This is a genomic window from Bradyrhizobium sp. WSM1743, from assembly GCF_000473065.1.
Lineage (GTDB): Bacteria > Pseudomonadota > Alphaproteobacteria > Rhizobiales > Xanthobacteraceae > Bradyrhizobium.
Genome location: NZ_AXAZ01000104.1, coordinates 1 through 18264, shown reverse-complemented (window position 1 = coordinate 18264; position 18264 = coordinate 1). Strand labels below are relative to the sequence as shown.

20 protein-coding genes and 1 pseudogene are annotated in these 18264 nt (G+C 59.0%); 13 read left to right on the top strand and 8 right to left on the bottom strand.

Annotated elements, in window-relative coordinates:
- Positions 1–128 (bottom strand): helix-turn-helix domain-containing protein (locus YU9_RS48475; RefSeq protein WP_156952325.1); only part of this gene is annotated, 128 nt, incomplete at its 3' end.
- A gap of 130 nt (positions 129–258) precedes the next feature.
- Between YU9_RS48475 and YU9_RS0136120 the strand changes: the two genes are divergently transcribed.
- The 10 genes from YU9_RS0136120 (at position 259) to YU9_RS0136060 (ending at position 9518) form a co-directional block, all read left to right on the top strand.
- Entirely contained in the window at positions 259–873 is a 615-nt protein-coding gene (locus YU9_RS0136120; protein ID WP_256375938.1) for an SGNH hydrolase domain-containing protein, read from the top strand.
- Between the two features lie 88 nt (positions 874–961).
- The gene (locus YU9_RS0136115; protein WP_051380638.1) at positions 962–1318 is read left to right on the top strand and encodes a hypothetical protein; all 357 of its coding nucleotides are present in this window, start codon (positions 962–964) and stop codon (positions 1316–1318) included.
- 1002 nt (positions 1319–2320) lie between these two features.
- A complete protein-coding gene (locus YU9_RS0136105; RefSeq protein WP_027577095.1) occupies positions 2321–2584 on the top strand; it encodes a hypothetical protein in 264 nt (87 codons plus the stop codon).
- Positions 2585–3176: 592 nt separating this feature from the next.
- Complete coding sequence (locus tag YU9_RS0136100; RefSeq protein ID WP_371259246.1) at positions 3177–3761, top strand: RNA ligase family protein; 585 nt, start codon at positions 3177–3179, stop codon at positions 3759–3761.
- Positions 3762–3795: 34 nt separating this feature from the next.
- Positions 3796–4122, top strand: coding sequence for a low affinity iron permease family protein (locus YU9_RS0136095; protein WP_027577093.1), 327 nt, complete (start codon positions 3796–3798; stop codon positions 4120–4122).
- A 730-nt stretch (positions 4123–4852) separates the two neighbouring features.
- Entirely contained in the window at positions 4853–5386 is a 534-nt protein-coding gene (locus tag YU9_RS0136090; RefSeq protein ID WP_245266684.1) for a hypothetical protein, read from the top strand.
- The gene (locus YU9_RS48470) at positions 5383–5574 is read left to right on the top strand and encodes a hypothetical protein (protein ID WP_156952324.1); all 192 of its coding nucleotides are present in this window, start codon (positions 5383–5385) and stop codon (positions 5572–5574) included. Before YU9_RS0136090 ends, YU9_RS48470 begins: the two co-directional genes overlap by 4 nt.
- 827 nt (positions 5575–6401) lie before the next feature.
- Complete coding sequence (locus YU9_RS46795; RefSeq protein ID WP_084299190.1) at positions 6402–6596, top strand: hypothetical protein; 195 nt, start codon at positions 6402–6404, stop codon at positions 6594–6596.
- 1474 nt (positions 6597–8070) lie between these two features.
- The gene (locus YU9_RS0136070) at positions 8071–8352 is read left to right on the top strand and encodes a hypothetical protein (RefSeq protein WP_027577090.1); all 282 of its coding nucleotides are present in this window, start codon (positions 8071–8073) and stop codon (positions 8350–8352) included.
- Between the two features lie 974 nt (positions 8353–9326).
- Positions 9327–9518, top strand: a complete 192-nt coding sequence (locus tag YU9_RS0136060) for a hypothetical protein (RefSeq protein ID WP_245266682.1) — start codon at positions 9327–9329, stop codon at positions 9516–9518.
- Between the two features lie 878 nt (positions 9519–10396).
- On the opposite strand, the gene YU9_RS0136055 is transcribed toward YU9_RS0136060, so the two are convergent.
- The 5 genes from YU9_RS0136055 to YU9_RS0136035 form a co-directional block, all read right to left on the bottom strand.
- A complete protein-coding gene (locus YU9_RS0136055; RefSeq protein WP_027577088.1) occupies positions 10397–11905 on the bottom strand; it encodes a hypothetical protein in 1509 nt (502 codons plus the stop codon).
- A 315-nt stretch (positions 11906–12220) separates the two neighbouring features.
- Entirely contained in the window at positions 12221–12529 is a 309-nt protein-coding gene (locus tag YU9_RS0136050) for a hypothetical protein (RefSeq protein WP_027577087.1), read from the bottom strand.
- A 15-nt stretch (positions 12530–12544) separates the two neighbouring features.
- Positions 12545–13012 (bottom strand): hypothetical protein, encoded by a 468-nt coding sequence (locus YU9_RS0136045; protein ID WP_027577086.1) that lies wholly within the window; start codon positions 13010–13012, stop codon positions 12545–12547.
- A 249-nt stretch (positions 13013–13261) separates the two neighbouring features.
- Positions 13262–13471 (bottom strand): hypothetical protein, encoded by a 210-nt coding sequence (locus YU9_RS0136040; protein WP_027577085.1) that lies wholly within the window; start codon positions 13469–13471, stop codon positions 13262–13264.
- Between the two features lie 2 nt (positions 13472–13473).
- Positions 13474–13782 (bottom strand): hypothetical protein, encoded by a 309-nt coding sequence (locus YU9_RS0136035; protein WP_027577084.1) that lies wholly within the window; start codon positions 13780–13782, stop codon positions 13474–13476.
- 79 nt (positions 13783–13861) lie between these two features.
- Here YU9_RS0136035 and YU9_RS0136030 point away from each other — a divergent pair, with 79 nt between their 5' ends.
- Both YU9_RS0136030 and YU9_RS46775 read left to right on the top strand, forming a co-directional pair.
- Positions 13862–14122, top strand: coding sequence for a helix-turn-helix transcriptional regulator (locus YU9_RS0136030; RefSeq protein ID WP_027577083.1), 261 nt, complete (start codon positions 13862–13864; stop codon positions 14120–14122).
- Between the two features lie 194 nt (positions 14123–14316).
- Positions 14317–14580: a helix-turn-helix transcriptional regulator gene (locus YU9_RS46775; protein WP_084299187.1), complete on the top strand. Its 264-nt coding sequence runs from the start codon at positions 14317–14319 to the stop codon at positions 14578–14580.
- Between the two features lie 497 nt (positions 14581–15077).
- Here YU9_RS46775 and YU9_RS0136020 read toward each other — a convergent pair whose 3' ends face one another.
- Together YU9_RS0136020 and YU9_RS0136015 are read right to left on the bottom strand one after the other, a co-directional pair.
- Positions 15078–16274 (bottom strand): alpha/beta fold hydrolase, encoded by a 1197-nt coding sequence (locus YU9_RS0136020; protein WP_036019014.1) that lies wholly within the window; start codon positions 16272–16274, stop codon positions 15078–15080.
- Positions 16275–16290: 16 nt separating this feature from the next.
- A complete protein-coding gene (locus tag YU9_RS0136015; protein ID WP_051380637.1) occupies positions 16291–17673 on the bottom strand; it encodes a DUF4403 family protein in 1383 nt (460 codons plus the stop codon).
- Between the two features lie 404 nt (positions 17674–18077).
- Between YU9_RS0136015 and YU9_RS43615 the strand changes: the two are divergent.
- A pseudogene (locus tag YU9_RS43615) lies at positions 18078–18264 on the top strand (IS110 family transposase); the annotation flags it as partial.

Here is an 18264-nt window from a genome sequence, read left to right as displayed (position 1 = left end):
TCTCCCGACCTCAGCACCTTCCGAACCGTGTTCCGAGACACCTTCAGGTCGCGGGCGATCTCCTTGATCGTCTTACCCTTGATGAAGTGCTCGCGCCGTATCCGCCCAATCGTCTCCACGACCAGCATCCCCAACCACCTGCTTCATTCCAAAGCAGGCAGCGCAACAGACCTATCTGTAGGGGGTCAATTTTGGACGCCGATCCCCCGGCTTAGGGGGTCAATATTGCAAGCCGAATGACACCAGTATCTCGAGCCGATTTCGTCGGCGACGCTTGCCAGCGGAATCCACGGGTTGATAGCGACCCAGAGCGCATGCAGAGCCTTTGTCGATGATTTGGTATCGAACTCGGCGGATCAGTCGGCCTGTCGTGAGTTCAACCGAACCACACTCGATTTCGTGCTTGGCCACGCGGGACCAGATATTATTGTCCTTGCCAGCAACTGGTCTAATGCAACGGAGATCTCGGTTCTGGTCGATCGGCTTCTTTCCTCTGGCAAGGCCGTCATTCTGATCACGCCGCTGCTAAACGTCGGCTTCGACGTGCCACAGAAGTGGCTCGAAAACCAATTGCGCGCCGGCAGGGCAATCCCAGAGTGGAAGGTCGAGGCCAATCCGAGCCTAACAAACAGCAGACTACGACAGGAGCTTGCCCAACTCCTAAGTAGGTATCGAGATAGCCCTCGGCTGATTACCGTGGATCCCCAGTCCGTGGTCTGTGAGCAAGGTTACTGCTATCTCGTTCGGCATGGACAAGCCAATTTTCGCGACACGGCCCACATATCCAACGTCAATGCGAGCCAATACCGCGGCCTGTTTGACGCGGCCTTTGCAATGGCCCTCAAAGCTCTAGATAAACAGCAAGCACGGTAGGTCTACCCGATTGCGTCTGGCGTCAAGTGCGACAGACTTTCGGTGAGCATCTTTATTCCGAATTGATATCTGGTAGTGGGGGCGTGACATGCTGACGTTGGAAGCCGAGGCCTTGCCTCGGGAAGCTTGGCAGTGGTTCGGAATAGGGCTTGGGGCGGCATTCGTCATTACGATTGGCTTGATCGTCTTGTTTTTCTGGTACAGCGCCTATCACGCCGAAGACGAGAGCGAAGCGCTGGATCTCGGCTTTCTTGGGCTGATCTTACTCCTAGTGACGATATTTTACCTGGTCGCCTTTTCGTTCCTCGTCGCGGCCTCAGCCAAGGGGCTGGACGTCAAATTGCTCGTCGCGGCTGTAGACGTTTTCGTTCTGCTCGGGAGTAAGCTGCTCGCTCCAGCGTTCTTAAAGTACCTCAGCGCAGAGCCCATCCAGGAGGATGACTAAGAGAAAAGGCGGTGCCACGCCCAGCGGGTAGTTAAACCGTAGATGCGATCGACATCGCCGACCGCGGGGACTTGTATGATTCGAAGGATTTCACTTTTTCATGCAAAGCCCGACGGTCGGTGAGGTCCCACACTTCGCGCCGTCCGCGGTTCCTCCACTTGGACAAAACACGGAGACCAGTGTTTCGCTGCCATCGCAATTCACGGCGCCATCGGCCTGCACCGCGCGAATATTGGGGTCGCCCTTGTCCCCCTTGTCGCCTTTCGGTCCTTGCGGGCCCTGAGGGCCTTGCGCACCAGCTGCTCCCTGAGGACCAGGAACGCCCTGAATACCTTGGGCGCCTTGCGGGCCGGCCGGGCCTTGCGGTCCAGGGTCACCTTTCGGCCCGGGTTCTCTGCCACATGCTGCAAGTGCGAGAACGGCAGTAATTGCGACCACCGTAATCATTTTTTGCATTGCGACCTCCCAATAATCGAGACCATTAAACTGGTCACCGGAGAAAGCCGCAATAGAGAAGCCCCCCAGCGTGAACCGGAGGGCCTCTCGTCCACCGACGCGCTCTGCGGCGTCAAGCCTCGGCTCGGCGGCGGCTCGTTTTCAGAAAATGTCGCCCCCGTCGCAGCATCCGGGCATTACCGGGGATGAGTCTATCCGGCGCTGCAGCATCTCCACACCCACGAGGCGCAGTAGCGCGCGCGAAGGATGAGGCCCAAGGGATTGATAATTTGCGAGGTGCTTACGATGCGGCTTTGATAGCGGTATGCGACCTCAAAAGATCACCTTCGGCCAGATGCGCGCGATGGACGTACGCGGCGTGCTGGTCTACTGCGCCGACTATCGCTGCGGCCATAGTGTTGCCCTGAGCGCGGATTGCTGGCCTGATGACGTGCGGCCATCAGACCTTGAGTCGCGGTTCATTTGCAAAGCATGTGGCAGTCGCGGCGCTGATATCCGGCCGGACTTCAACTGGAATAAACCTGCGGTCCCCGCTATGGGTTTCAGATGAGACTCACCGCCGAACGCCCCTATGCCCTCCCGGAAATCGCCGCGCGCAAACTGGTCGAACTCGCCGCCAGCATCGAGCCGGTACAGGACGGCCGCATCCACATTGAAAAGATCAACGCGCCGTTTCTCTACACCCTTCAGGCCACTGGGAGCGAGTTCGGCGCAGGCATCAAGTATGCGGTCGAGCGCGGCTGGCTCGAGCTGCACGAGAGCGGGACCTATGTGCGGCTACTGACAGCAGGCAAGGATTGCATGTCCTAGGAACCAGCGCGCAGCATCTCCATTGTTCGGCTGCCGGCACAACGGTCCCAGCGCCCTCATAGTCGGCGTCGCGCCATGCCGAACGGGGAGCGCAGCCGAAAATGGCGGCGGTGACGGCAGCCCCAACGGGAAGCCTAAATAAGGATCGCTGAGAGTTCGCGAGACGGCAGGCTGGGAACGCTTTGCCGATTGCCGAGTTTTCCCCATGCCTTTTCCCCCAGGCAACCTCGACGGCCCCAGCTCCAGCGCTCCATTGCCGCTAGGAGCTGAGGCCAATTTTGTTCGGCAGTCGAGGAATTAGGACACTCAGATTTCGAAGAGCTTTACTTCTGGGTGTTCCGCCTATGAATACACGCAGAGCGAACAAAACAGGGCCGATTATAGTCACAATCTGTTCTCCGTCGGAGAACGGCATCAGCCACGTGATCCCCCAGCAGCTTATGAAAGCGGCCTCAGCTGGGCCTGAGGCCGTTGGGGTCTGCTCCGGATCAGGGGGGCGTTGGGGACGCCGGAGCAAGGAAGAAATTCGCCAGATTGCCACTTGTTCCTGGCTCGTAAACGCCGCGGAAAAACTTATCTTCGGCCCATGCGTATGGCGTACGAGCTCTGCCTGGCAACGGCCGGCAGGCAGGTCCCGTCAGGACCGGACTGGATTCATGAGGTAAAGCACGACGGCTACCGGATGCTGGTCGTCCGGGAGGACAAGAGCGTGCGCCTGCTCTCGCGCAACGGCAGCGACTGGACGAGGCGCTATCCCTGGATTGCCGAGGCGGCGCTGAAGAACCGGCAGAAGCATTTCGTCATAGACGGCGAGGCCGTGATCCTCGGCGTCGACGGCATCTCCGACTTCAACGCGCTGCACTCGCGCAAGTACGACGGTGAGGTCCAGCTTTACGCCTTCGACATCCTCGCATTGGGCGGTGACGATCTGCGCTCCCTCCCATTGCACCTGCGCAAGATGAACCTGGAGAGGCTTCTGGTGCGCCGGCCGGACGGCATCACCGTTGCACCACTCGAGCGCTGGGAGATCGGCCCCTATCTATTCCGGGCCGCCTGCCGCATGGGCCTCGAGGGGCTTGTCTCGAAGCATCGCGATCGGCCATACCGCGGCGGCCGACAGAAGTTCTGGATCAAGGTGAAAAACCGTAGCCATCCAGCGATGGCGCGCGAGCTATAAAGGAACTCTCACAATAAGCGCGACGTTTACCGTCATGGCCCTGAAGCAAGTTCGAGGCTGGTTGACGAACATCGGCGTATTGGTCGCGCGTCCGGCGGCGTTCGTGGTTTTTATGGTTTACGGTGCGCTCTGGATCAGCTTCGGCAACGGACTGGAGTGGCATTCACTGGCTACGCTCGCAACTTGGGGAATGACCCTGTTGATCCAGCGCGCCGAAAATCGCGACACGCAGGCCATTCACGCCAAGCTGGACGAGCTATTGAAGGTTCATGGCGAAGCCAGGAACTCGCTCATGACGGTCGACGAAAAGGACGCAGAGGAAGTCGAGCGGGAACGGGCAAAGGTCCGTGCGTCGCGCTAGAGCTAACGTGGAACGTCTCACTCGCAGAACTCAGGTCAGCCTTTGGCCGAAGGCGGGCCACATTGGCAGGCTCTCGACCGAGCGCCGCTTATTGAGTTCTCGCTTCACGGCGCCCGGGCGAACGGCGGATGACTTGCGCAAGCCGAGACCAAAGACCGGGGGTTAGCGAACCCACCCATGTGTTCGCCGATGCGCATACCGATCTAACCCGCTGCCCGACGAATCGATTCCCGTACCGTGCGGCCGCCGCGTTAACAGACACCCCAGATTATATTGCGCAGGTGTAGCGGCAAATCTTGCAGTTACAAATCGCGGCTCAGGCCCATTCCAGCAGTCTTGTTCTTATTGTGGCAGGAAGCAGCGTCTTGATCCGGAGCTTCAGGCCTGAAATTCGCCATGTTCCGCGAGAGGTTGGCGTCAAATTGACGTCCTGCCATTTTCAATACCGGTCCGTGGACATCGCCGGAGAGTTTCCCCGAAGCCGAAGTTATTCATTAGGTGCCGGAAGGAAAACGGCGTACCGTGCTGGCCGGCCGAGCGGATTGCTCGAGAGCTGCCTCAAAAACGGCGACCCACCGAAGTCTCCGCTTTGACCAAATAGCAGCCCAGTGCCGTCGGTAGGCACACATGAATCCGAAAATTGATGTTCCAACTGCATCACGATGCGCTCCGGCAGTGCCCGCGTGCGTTCGGCGAGCAATTCGGAGCAAGAAGGGAGAATACCGTGACAATGAGCATTGCAGTTGTTCTTAGCGCTTTGTCACCCGGAGAGAAAAAGTGGGCGAAATACGCTTACGTCACCCTCACCACGTGGCTCGCCCGCTCCGCTCTCATTAAGGTGGCTCACATCTTTGAACGGACCGGACTTGCCATGGTGGGGGGCGCAGGCGGCTTGTACGTGGCCATAGGACTGATGCGCATGCAGACCGAGTTGTTTCGAAACGAATGGATGGTCTTGTTGATGATGCTTTACGGGGCCTTTGGCTTCTACGTGGGCATCGATCTGCCTTACCGTCTTGCGCAGAAAGTAAACTTCCCACGACCGGAAGAATGGAGCCTCGGCACCGACGCGGCGACGCTCGCCAGCGCGGCCGGAACTTTCTTTGCCGCGATTGCTGTTTTTCTGTCCGTCAGCATGATTGTCCTCGATGAGACAGGGCACGATGGATTCAGAGTTCTGGTGGGATGCTGTTGGGCGATTGGCACTTCGTTGCAAATTGCTGCCGGTGCGATAGGCCGCAGCACACTTGGAGGAGCAACATGAGTAAAGATAAATCAATGTCGCTTTGGACGCCCGAGAAGTTAAGCAGAAAAGCCAAGGAAGACGCTGAGAACGACAACTACAATCCACCACATTCATGGTGGCCCGGCCGATACAGCGTTGGTACCGAAGCCCGCGACAGGTACGATCGAGCTTTTAATCTTCATCACAGCGACAAGAACGAGTACTAGCCACCTCAGGCGGGCTCTTCCAAGTTGGCCCGCGCTGGTCTGCATCAGAGTTGCTCGGACGCCAAGTCACAATGACCGCGTCTTCTTTCACGACGCTTGTCGCCTGTTGGCGACCGAACCGACAACGAATGGGCTACCGCCATGTCGGCTCAGGGCGACCGGACGTCGCATGATGGACGTGCTGACCGCAACGTTTGCGTGCATCCACAGTCCGCGCCGGTTGGCCTCTCGGTTAGGAACTGAAAGGACCGGCAGCCGTTGGCCAACATCACCGCCCGATCCTCTGCTGTTATCGGTGACTGAGAGCCCGTGTGCTCCCGCCTTAAGTTCAGCGGTGAGCCGATGTGTGAAAAGTGCAAAGAGCTAAACGAGACAATCGCGCACTACTGGCAGCTGGCAGCCTTCCCCTTCGATCCCCTCACCGTGGAACGTATTACCGGCGTGATCTGCGACCTGCAGCGGGAACGGGACGCAATGCATCCCACCGTTCTGCCGTCGTCAGAACTAGGCCGCTGACAGCCATTTCGCCGGGTTCCTGTGTGCATTTTTCGATATCGCTACGCGCAATCTAAGCCTAGGGTGTCATCCATCACCGCCCGATCCGTGGCATCTATCGGTGACTGAGAGCATTGCGCTCCCGCCTCAATCCAAAAGAAGGCGGTCAGATGTCCGATCCCGGCAAATTCAACATTCGTGAGTGGCTCGTACCACCGATATTGGTGCCGATCTTCCTTGTACTGCTGATCGCGGTCGTGGCCGTTCTATAGCGGTAGGTTCCCTCAATCGCGGCCGAGTACCCCAGCCCCAAGCCGAGACAGGAGACAGAAATGGCAAACACAGCAATCATCAGGGATGCCTATGGGGTCCCGGCAATTTTTGTTGGTTCGAAAACAGGACGGAACGATGCGCCCTTTGTTTTCGTCAGGGTCGGAGATGAGGAGCGCCGGATGCGCTGGTCCGAATGGGATGCTCTTCCGGCCTGGGCCGGCGAGCGGCCCTCTTGGGCAAGTAAAATTAAATAGAGGGGATGTTCAGCATGACGATGGCCCGAACACGGACATGGACGGCGGCGCTTTTCCTGGCATCAGTATTCGGTGCAGCCACGCCAGCCGCTTTCGCCGCGGACCCGAACTGCCGTGCGATCGAAAGCGCCAGCGCGCGCCTCTCCTGTTACGACGCTGCGTATCCTCCAAAAACGAGGAAGCCCGCCGAGACCGGTACCGATTCATCGTCAGGCTACAAGGACCCATTCCTTGCGGAAGAAGCCCGAACCGCCGCAAAGCTGAAGAATATTTGTCGCGGTTGCTAAGTTTCACGGCTGCGCCGGTGTGTTCCGAACAGCTCCGATTCAGAGGGCCAGTAGAATGACGAAAGAGGATGCCAAAGGTCGTCGAGTGGGCCGCCAGCGAAAGCGTGCTCTTCACCTGGCTGGCACTGTGATAGATGAAAGAGCAGACGCCTCCGCGAGCTCCAAGGTGCAATCGACGAGAAAGCAGCGTCTGCTTGAAGGGCCTGCGGAATTTCGAGCGGATCGCGTTGATCGTTCTAACAAGATCTCGAGCGACGATGAGTGATCCAGCCGGCGGCCGCCGGGGCAGTTTGCAAAGAGGTTGCGAGGAAACGAAACAAAGCGCTCGCTATGTCGCAGATAAAGGCGCACTGTCCCACGGCCACCGAGCGGCCCGTAGCATCTATCGGTGGTGTGAACGCAGTTTGCGCTCCCGCTCAACGCCACAGTGGAGCACCAAGCATGTCGCCCCGACGTATCCTGGAACAATCGACGTTCGAGTACCGTCTCGCGCAAGAGGCGATTAATTTGCGCCAACAGGCCAGCGGGATGCCCCCTGGCATCCGCCGCACCGAGCTCTTGCGAAAGGCCCGGCAGATCGATGTTGCCGGAGAGCTCAACAAGTGGTTGACCTCGCCAGGACTACAAGCGCCAACTTGAATTTAGGTCTCGTTCTTGTCCGACGTGGTGAACTTCAGCGCGTCCCGTGGAGACCAATCTTTATCGGGATTTTACTCTCACCCTCCCGGGGCTGGTAAGCCGCCGCCTGCGCTTTTATTTAAGCGGGCGGCGCTTTTGCTTGAGCTGTTCGTCAGGCCCGGATCTCGAGGACTACTCAGCAGGCGGCGCTGAGAAGCGGGGATATCACTCGCTATCGCTGCCCTTCGACTGCCGCACGCCCGGAGAGTTTGCCCAGATCACAGCCGTATCGATCTGTAGCGCCTTTCTCAAGGCAGCGTCACGGAGCAATCCCTCGGGCAGGAGCTTTGCCTCCTCTCGTAGAGTTTGCGCCTCTCTTATGAGACGCTCCTCAAGTGTTGCTGCCTGTTGAAGATGACCCTGGGACGGCATGGCAAGCTCCTTTTCCTAGAGGAAGGCGGGAGCGCACCGGGCGTTCTCATCACAGTCAAAAGCCTCGATCCGCACTGTGACACCCAATCCTTATCCGAAAGCAGCCGGAATGCGAGTCATTAACCGCTTGATTTGCTTTGGACAAGGTCGTTTACGACGTGCTAGCGTTTTATATCACCGCACGGTCCGCGGCATCTATCGGTGACGGAGAGCCGAATGCTCCCGCTTCGTACAGACTGGAGATGATGGTGCAAAACGGCGCCGGACCTTTCTCAGAGACTGAACTGACGATCATGGAGCGCTACAAGCGCGCCGCGGTCGAGGACATGGATGGTCCCGAGATCCTCAACGTGCTTGAAGAAATCGAGGACGAGATCAGAAGACGGACCGCCCTCGAGGGAGCGACCGATCGAGAATAGATCAGACTCGTCTCTCGGCCTGTGCTATCGAAGCCAATGAGAGCAATTTCAGTTACATGTTTGGTCCTGATCTGGGCCACCTCGGCAGCGGCCCAAACGGCCGCGCGACAGCAGCCTCAGCACGGCATGGTTTCGCGGCAGGCTACTACAGGAATGACAATGAGCTTCTCGTTTCTAAGCTCAAGGCCCTGCGTTAGCCTCTTCGATAATCCAGAAATCCGACTTAAGGACGTTCCGCAAGGAGCGGCTTCCATCCTCGTGCAGCTTACCCAAGCTGATCAAGAATACGGCGGCCAGGAAGTTCCCCTGCCAAAGAACGGCATCCTTCCGGCTGGCGCTCTTCGCACGTTCGGGCCTTGCAACCCCGGTGTCTACCAATACGAGGTGACGGTTAAGTCGGCTGCGGGTGAAGTACTGGGACGGGCGCGGCAATCGCGTACGTTCCCGGACGATAACGAGTCCAAAGCGCCGCCGAACTAGCTACCCTGAAAGGAGAGAACGATTGGCGCAGGTTGCCCACTAGGCCCCACTTCGTCGGCCCGAGCTGGGATTTCGTCGGCCCGAGCTGGGCCTTCGTCTTGCGTCTGATTAACAAAATTGGATGCACAACGGGATGTCCTTTGGGATGAACCGGCGTTTGCCGACCAGACACGGCAGGCCGCTCGGTCCCAGCTCGTTTTTCGATCCGGAAAAACCTCCAGGCTGGGGCCGATGTGGTCTAGTCCGCCCGCAGCCGCGGCGGCATGCTGCAGGACGAGACAATAGAGCCGGGTCCGCTGCGCGGCAGTCGCTTCGGTCGCTGGCCTAGTCGCTTGCTGTTCGAGCGCGATCTGTTGCTGTTGCGCAGCCCAGGCTTAAACAGGCCTCGCGTGTAAATATCAGGCTGACGTTCAGCAGGGCGCGCGGCTGAGGCTCGGGCCCGCATCGCGCCGTGTAGGAAGACGTAGCCGACCATGGGAGCGCCTACACCAGCCATGCAAAAGCCGCTGCGACACGCACAGCTGTACGGCTACCCGATCGAACGCGACGGCGATCTCTTTCATCCGGGAGGCGTTCAGCCGTCGTGTGGGCCCGCAATGGCGAAACGGATGGTTGAGGCGGGCTTGCTCGTCAAGATCGGAAGCCGATACGAGCTGACCCCAGAAGCGCTGCGGCAGCTGCGCTAGGATCAGGTCAGATCGGCATCCTCATCGGGTCAGCGCCCGAGCGTCCGCTCGGCCGCAAACCGTCACCATCAATACCAACCCATCTTGAAACCGAGACCAAGCCAACCAGCGAGCGCGATTAGAGCTGCGATGTTGATGTACTTCTGAGCGTTCCTGATCACTTCACCGCAATCCAAAGCGCCGCGCCGTTCGCAAGGTGGTCTGCCCGCGGCGTGATCGGCGTAATGTTGCACAATGCCTCCCTTCGGTTCTCAGCGGTAGTGACTAGGAATACACGGCGCCGGCCGTCGGAGCTGGCAATTGCGCTGCTACTAAGTGAGGTCGAAAGCAACGCTGTGATGGCCGGAGTTGTTACGGAGGCGAACCTGCCGCAAGCCCCTAAAAATTCGCGCCGATCGTCTTCTTCTGAAGATGACATCGTACGCCTCAGTTTTGTGAATATAGAGTATTGGTCGATGGCAGAGTTAAGCAGTTCAATCACGAAATGTAACCAAACTCCGTCAGGAAATCGAAGTCCGGACGGGCTGCCCATGGCACAAACCATCAATTGCGATCTGAATGCCGTTTGAACATCATCCCGCTTGACGGATTCGCATGAGCACTTTAATCCCGCGCGCGATCACGTTGGAGAGCATCAAGTGGCAAAGAAGACCAAGAGCAAGCGCAAAGAGTACACCAAGGACGATGTCAAGCTACTCAGGGCACATTCCAAAGCTCGCACGCCAGTGACCAAACTTTCTAAGCTGATGAAACGATCCGAGGGCTCGTTGAGGCAAAAGGCGCGTAGCCTTGGAGTTGGCTTAGGCCATCAGCGCTAACTCTGCACACATGGCCCGCCAGATGTGGTCCGGCGGGCCTCCACTTCCGGGCTATTCAGTTCACGCCCAGAGGCTTTCCGAAACAATCTCGACGCGCGACATGGTCCCGTCGAGATAGGCTGGCGCGTCAAGAGGCAGTGGCGTGCGAATGTCGCCGTAGGCCTTCAGGGGATTATCCTTGCTGTAAGCAGCAATAATACGCTTCGCGCAAGCCGGGACGCCAGCGCGATCGACGCGACGCTCAGATAATTCTAGAAAGATGTCGCTAACGATTATGTCCCGAGCATTTCTGGACAAGTACCGTGGGGTGAGGCTGAATAGCCATTCGTAATCGCCATCCCGCGGCACATATAGCTCGATATCATTGCGCACGAAGTCTTCCGACGTTGAAGCCAGCGAACCCTTGAAAGGCGCCACAGTGCCGGCGCTCGCAAAGCTTCGAACAGTGGCTGGATTTCTAGCTGCAAGAGCGAAACGTTCATTGATATCGGGACGCGATATCCGAAGGTTGCGCAACTGTTTGCCGGATATAATCGACCTGCTTCCGCCGACCGATCTCGTGAGATCCGTGAAGCTCATGCCAGTCAGAAGGCCTCGCTCAACATTCTGGATCATCTGCGGCGTAACGGGGGCGCCGTTGAAGGCGCGATGGCAAGCCGCACACGCCCGAAAGCCACTAACCGCGTTAATGTGAGTATTCTCCTCCGTGAGTTCGTGGCCGTATTTGCAGTGTGTCTTCCGCAATTTCCTCGAACCGATAGCGACCGCAAGCTTTGAGTTTCTGATGATGACAGGTTTGAACTTCGCTTCCCAGGCCGGATTGTTTTTGCGGTAGAGCTTCAGCCTCCAGATATCGTAGTAGCTGAGGAGCTTTCGAAGCGAGACCCCCTTGTTCAGCCACTCCTCGATTAGCTCGACGTCGTCGGCAGTAACGAAGCGCGATCCTTTGGACAGACTTAGCGGAGCCTCGATCTGAGGTGGCTCGATAACACCCGCGTCTTCAGCGAGGTATCGGCCAACTCCCCGCCATCGACGAACGCACGTTTCGCACCAGCGATGATCCCACTTTCTTGTCTCATGCATCCGGGCAATATTAGCTTCCGACAAAGGATGGCCGTTATTGCAGGTGGTACGACCTTCCACCATCCTTTTGAAGACGCCCTCAAGAATGCGCGACTTGCTATTGGCTTTCGCGAGAGCAAGGGCTTTCGCGCCCCACGCTGGATAGAGCTCGCAATGTTTGAGAAAAGCCTCTTTCGAGCAAATTGAACTAGCGCCGCCTCCTGCAAGAGTGCGGATGGCCTCGCCGGCTTCTAAACGCGCCATGAAGTTCACAGCCTCCGTCGCGTTCATTGTGAACGACGCCTCACCCGTAATCAGCGGCTGAAGGCATGCGATACAAATTCGCGGCGATCTGCTGCCAGCGCGGAAACTCGATAGCGGGAGGTTCTGTTCACATCGACGGCACTGCTTCATCATGACTGTCTCCATTTGTTGGACAGGAAGCGCGGAATGCGCGTCGAGAAGCCGAATCCTGAATCGCGGCGGCGCGTAGACGCGCTTGGCCATCAGGATTTCTCATTCAGCGCGGACAGCATTTGATTCGGCGTGACCTGCCTCGGTCTCTCTTGTGATCCACATGAGGCGCCGGGTGATGCCCCAGAGTCACTTTTCGCACGATGCCTCGGCGTCTCGCCCCGGCCACGCCCAGGCCGCGAGGGGGAGGCGGTCTTACTTTGTGCTTCTTGCCTCCATTACACGCGCCCGCTCAGCATCTTGGGGAGGAGTTCAGCTTTCTTTCGACCTAGCCACGACCGAGGGCATCCAGGAAAAGGGCCGCGGTGGGTTGGTCATATGGTGTGGCTCGCCCCCGAAGCGACCGCGTCAGTCGAGATTGAGCTTCTTTTGGAGAGCCCTGATCATGTCCTCGACGTGCCCAACAGCGAACAAGGCCCGCGCAACGCCGTCTGGTGTTAGCTCATGTTGGATGACCTCGAACACTTGGCCGTCCTCGCCGCTGCGGCGAAATTCCGTATCCCCGACGACTTCAAACACCGTCAGGGACGCAATGCGCGCCATTTGCGCGATTTCTGAGATGTCGCTCTCGAGATCAAGCGGGCTGATCGGCCTGCGTCGATCCGCGGCTATTGGCGTTGAGCTGGCCAAATCTGCGCCCTTCAGCATCATGTTCATGGCTTCTTTCCGTTCCTACGCCGCGAGCTCTTTCAGCGATTGAATCAGGTTACGGTTGGCGAAGTAGTACCAGCTTCGGCCGATCTTCTGCTTGTCGTCCTCGAGGTCGAAATAACTCTGCCGGAAACCAATCCCCTTTTCGACCTCCACGGAGTACTCCAGCAGCGCAATCACCCCGTTAAGGCTCGTCGGGACGACCGACGCAAGCTGGCATTCGGCCTCAATCTCAGCATCGGCCAAGCGGTCAAGATTTCGCTGGTAGCTTATCCATCGGGGATCATCATTTTCGATGATCTCCTCCGCGGAGTGCGTTCTACGCTTCTCTGGCGGAATAGCCTTCTCGATGCTGTCTTCCTGTTGGACGAGTGCATTGTAGGCCGCAACAGCACGTTTATGCGCATCCAGCGCGGCAAAGATAGGATCGACCTCCATCCCCAACGGTGTTGAGACGGAGAGTGCGGCGGCGCTGACGACCATGTTCATGACTGACCTCCTGGTGATTTGTGCTCCGGGCTCAGGAATGTTTGAGCCAACTGATAGTTCTGGCTGGGACCGTCCGATCTGACATGCGTCGAGCCCGCTTTCCAGATGGGATAAAGATGTTGAAAATTGTCCGGCGCCTTGGGCGCCATCAGCTACCGCGTTGCTCATGTCTTCTCTCGAATTTGAGGATTGATGGATTGACCGAGCGGTGGTCCGCCCTCGCTCAGCCGGTCGCGATGTAGGGGAAGCCTAGATTGCTTCACCTCCTTTCTGGCTTGCTGAGCGCGCCGTCACGTCAACGCGACGGCTTGAAGCTGAAATGAAAGCTTTTCCTGTGAGGTCGATTGCCTCTGCGAGCGCCACCTGCTGCCGCTCCGAAAGCCGCCCTGAATGCACGGCGCTCTGGCCTGCCGTGATCAGGTTCGAGACCGCTAGCAACTGGGTGAGCGTCGGCGCCATTGTCAGAACGCCGAGCGGCGCACGCCATCGCGGGCAGTGCCGTAGGGCATAACGAGGGTTGTTGCGACGGGCAGGCCGTGACGCTGGCGCCAAGCGCACTGCATTTCGGGGATCGTGTCGGCCACCGTGCGGACTGCCGCTCGCAGGGATCTCGGTGTGATCTCGCCCCAGGTCCGCATTGCCTCGCGAGGAGCGAGGCCCTTGAGGACCCACAGCTTCACTTCGCCGGATTCCTCGTCGATCAGGTTGCGGATAGTCAGGGTAGCTGAAGGCATGGCTCCGCCGTTCACCGGGAAGGTGTTTTTGCTCATCGGGATTGCTCTTGGGCCAGTCGAGTGATACAAAAAGGATCATGATGCATGATCCAAAAAGTGTCAAGCGGTTTCTGAGATGATTTCCATCGAACAGATAAGAGCGGCCCGTGGACTGCTCGGTTGGTCCCAAACGCAGCTGGCGGAGGCGGCAGGACGCTCGTTGCCGACGATCAAGCGCCTGGAGCGCGAGAGCGATGATGGTGCCGCCGTTTCGGAGGACGTCCGAGAAGCGGTCCAAAAGGCTCTCGAGAAGGCCGGCGTGGAGTTCATTCCGGAAAATGGGGGAGGGGCAGGGGTCCGGCTAAAAAAGAGAGGAAAGCGAACCTCGCCACTGTAGGCATCCGCCGCGATGGAAATGCTCAGTGCGAGATTACAGCGCGGATTCTTGCCGTAACGGTTGGTTGCAAGAGTTTGTTGGCTGGACCCGTTTTTCCATCGGTTCGGAAGGGTGAACATGGTGAGAGGCCGGGCCAACAGGCCAAACCCGATATGAAATCGCGTCTAACCCCAACATTGAGGAGCTAAACCGAAATGCTTTCCACTGGGAATCAACTCAAGGCGGCTCGAGCACTTGCCGGGCTTAATCAGGCAGAATTGGCGAAAGCAGCGGGCGTCAACGTGACGACCATTTCAGCTATGGAAGGCAAGGGCGCCGCGGACCTGACAAGCTCGGTTGAGACCGTGCGCCAGATCATGCGGGCGCTGGCTGCGAACGGCGTCGAATGTTTCGACGGCGGCCGGCCAGGCGTACGGATGGTGGAGGCGATGGCTACGCCGGCCAGCACGCACGCATGATTCCCGCAGCGAGCTCTAACAGCTTGGCGCGCCGCGGCTTTGGGGTCGGAGTAGGGCCGTTTCTTAGTCAGATTCATCGATGTCCCACCGCCAAGAGCGATGTGATGTCCGCAATGGCAATAGACTAGGACGCGTACTCATCAATCCGTCATGTCAGCTCTACCACCTGAAACAGGACATCGCCGGGTGACCACGGCACGTCGGTTCTGGGCCAAATCCGGACTGATGCGGCACAGCAAATTGGCTCGAGCGCTTCGACCACGGCATCTCTCACGGTAAGATCAAGGTTTCGATCACCATCAGATGTTCACCAAGCTCCACTGGCCCAAAGGTCTTCCGCGTTGGTGGAATCAGATCTTGCTCGATGGCGTTTGGCAACACGACGTGTGAATACACCGCCAGCTTGGGCCTTGTCCCCTCCCGCGCATAAGGTCTGGTTGCTGGTTCGAGTTCTGCCGGGCCCACCAACCTTCGCTCGCGTAGTGACCGACCGTGGCCTATTTGACGCAGTCGTCCGGAGGTGTTTTCCGGGCGAAACGGTCAGTCATCCAGTTCACCGCCGCCATCGTGCTCGCTTGTGCGGCGCGTCCATGGCCGATACCGGGCAGCATGATCATCCTGACCTTGCTGCCCGCCTTGCACAGCCTGTCCATGTAGGCCTGGGTAACCGCCGGCTGGATGATCTGGTCGCTGGTCCCCTGCGCCAGAAAGATGGGGATCTCAGGAGAGAGCACACCGGTGCTGTTCTGTTCAAGAAGCGAGCGCCAAGGTTCGGCCTTGGTCGGATCTTGCACCATCAGGAAATATTGCTCGAGCGGCCTCCCTGTTCTTTGCCTGACGATCAGGTCGAAAGGCCCTTCGATGCATTCTTGCGCTAGCCTATCAATGGCAGGCATGGCGCGCGGATCGACAACATTGTCGATGGCGGCTCCATAGACCCGGTGCCACGACCATAGCGTCATCGCCGTGATGTTCTTGCCACCGATCGAGTTGATATCGTCACTCATCAGCTTCGCAAGATCCGTCGCTGGCGCCGCCGCTGCGACGCCGAGAAGCTTCAGCTCAGGGGCGTAAACACTTGCCATCATCCCAGCGAAGAGCGCGGCTTGCCCGCCTTGCGAATGTCCCCACACGATGAAGTCCTTGCCCTCGCCTGCCCGGGGAAGGGAGCGTGCGGCGCGCACGATATCGATCACGGCGCGACCTTCGCTCTCACCCACCAGATAAGGATGCGGGCCCGGCGTGCCGAGCCCCGGATAATCGGTCGCCACCACGACGAAGCCACGGGCGATCATCGAGCGAAGGCCCTGGATCTGCTGAAACAGAAAAATCGCCAGCGACGGCGCGCAGCGCGGGACGATGCCCGATGTAGGATGCGCCCAAGCAACGATCGCACGACCGCCGGGCGGGGGCGCACCTTGCGGGACGATAACGACGCCGGACACAAAGACCGGCCGGCGGTTCAGCCCCGTCGACCGATAGAGCACGCGATAGGTGGAGGCGCCGAGCGGAGCGCCGTCCATCGGCTCCTGCCGCACCAGGGTGCCCGGCGCACCAGCGAGCAATGATTCCGGCGCATCATAAAATGCCGTCTGGGCCGACGCTATCCGCGCCAGGCCAAAGATCGCTGCGGCGACGAGCGCATTTGACATCCGTTTGCGCCGCCAGCGGCCGACGAAATCAAAGTACCGCATGGTCCAGCTCACGTGCTTACAAGCCGTAAAGTATCTTCAGACCGCCGCTGGCATGAAGAGCAATCAGGATTCCTTCGCTCAACAACTGCACTTTCTCGAGCGTTGCCGAGCCGAGGCGCCCCTCCATGCGAAAGCCATCCTTCAGTGGGCGCGTCAGGCGCTCGTTCGTCGCCATGAGCAGGTTCTGATAGGAGATGCCGTAGTCGAGATTAGCGACATTCTTCAGTTGCGCCGCCAGCTGTTGCACGGCAGATCGAATCTGGCTGTCGTCTGACGAAGTTGTCAGGTCGATTTCGCCGAGACTGAAGGTCCTGGCGTTAGTATCGACTTTTGGCGAGGCGGAGAGATAGGTCCATTGGCCTGCGCTGGAATCGGTGTCCGAACTCTTTGCCAGGCGCAGGCCGATCACGAGTTTACCGGATGACGGATAAACCTGAACCTCGCGCACGGAAGTGTCCAGGGCTGGCGCGGCTGCCATCGCCTGGCTGATCTTGTCCTTGAGTGTGTCGTAGTTGATACGGATGGGAAGAATGACGTCGAAAGTTCCCGGCTCCGCCACCGCAGTGCCGAGCGGCGGCAGTCCTGTCGGCGTGACAGCCGGCGGCTGCTGCCCTATCACGGTTTCGGCGGAGCCGGTAAGTTCAAGCGATCCCCACAACAGCTTGGCGTTGGCGCGGACCCCGGCGAAAGCCGCGCTCTGCGGGGTCAGCTGCAGCCAGGCCGGTGGATCCTCCGCGAGTTTGATGGGTTCAAACGCGTGACGCCACGCCATCTCGGTTTTGCCGTGCAGGTCGAGTGCGCGCGCCGCCGCCAGCGCGCGCGACCGAATGCGGCCAAGTTGCGTCCGGATGTTGGGCTCGACATAGGGCGCCAAGTCAAACTCGCGGCCGAGCACGTGAAGGTAGGGATGTTCGCTCCAGTGGAAGGAGTCGCTGATGTTTAGCTGCAGCGACCCATCCCTCCGCAGCTCGGGGCGCGCTTCAACCTCGATCGTCGCGCGCGCCTCGGTGTCGCCGCGAATGCGCGCCGTGAAACGATTGGCTCCTTGGCCTTCGGCGGCGCCATATATGGAGACCGCTCCGAAGACGCGGTCGCCCCGGCCATACAGCGAGACCGGGCTAGTCCGGTCGACGAAGCCCCAGACGTCGCAATTGGCGTTGACGCGGAAGATAAAAACACGACGATGAACGCAGTTGACGCGTTCGTCGATGGTGGCAAGCCGCTTTGGAATATCCCGCTCGATCGCCGCAGCGAGAGCCGGCAGCCCGAACTCGACCGTCGCAGAGATGCGTGAAGTCGTTACGAGCGGTGTTGCTGTGTCCGGGCTCAGCGCCGGCTTATCGGCGCCGAACGCGATAGACGGGAGCGCCCCGAGAGTGAGTGCGGCCAAACGGGCCATGCCCAAACGTGATCTATTCGCGATTGGTTCGTATTCCGGCTGATATCTGCGTGATCGAGGAATCATTCTGGTGCTCCAGCTTCAAGCAAAACGAGAACCACAGTCTGTGCTCAATGCGCTCGCGAGCGATAATAATGCTATACGCTAGGAATGCACGAACGGCGGAAGCGTGCTGGCGCCACAGATAAGTCTGTTGAACTCTCTCTGCCTCATTCGATCCTCATCGCAAATTGAGAACGGCGAAACAGTCTAGCAAAGGTCGGTGGTGGTGCGCAGGGCAGGCTCAAATGCTGCGCTGCAAATCGCCAAGCACGAAACATGACGGCTAATGGAATGGTCCGGCCGTGCTCCGGCCCTGCCAGTGCGAGAAGCTGGCAAGGGGCGCTCAAGACAAGGAGCACACCATGTCTCGGAAGCTCAATGCAGCGATCGCCGTGATCGGCATCGATATCGGCAAGAACTCGTTCCACCTCGTGGGTCATGATCACCGCGGTGCCATCGTGCTCCGGCAGAAGTGGTCACGCGGCCAGGTGGAAACGCGGCTCGCCAACCTGCCGCCGTGCTTGATCGGTATGGAGGCTTGCGTCGGTG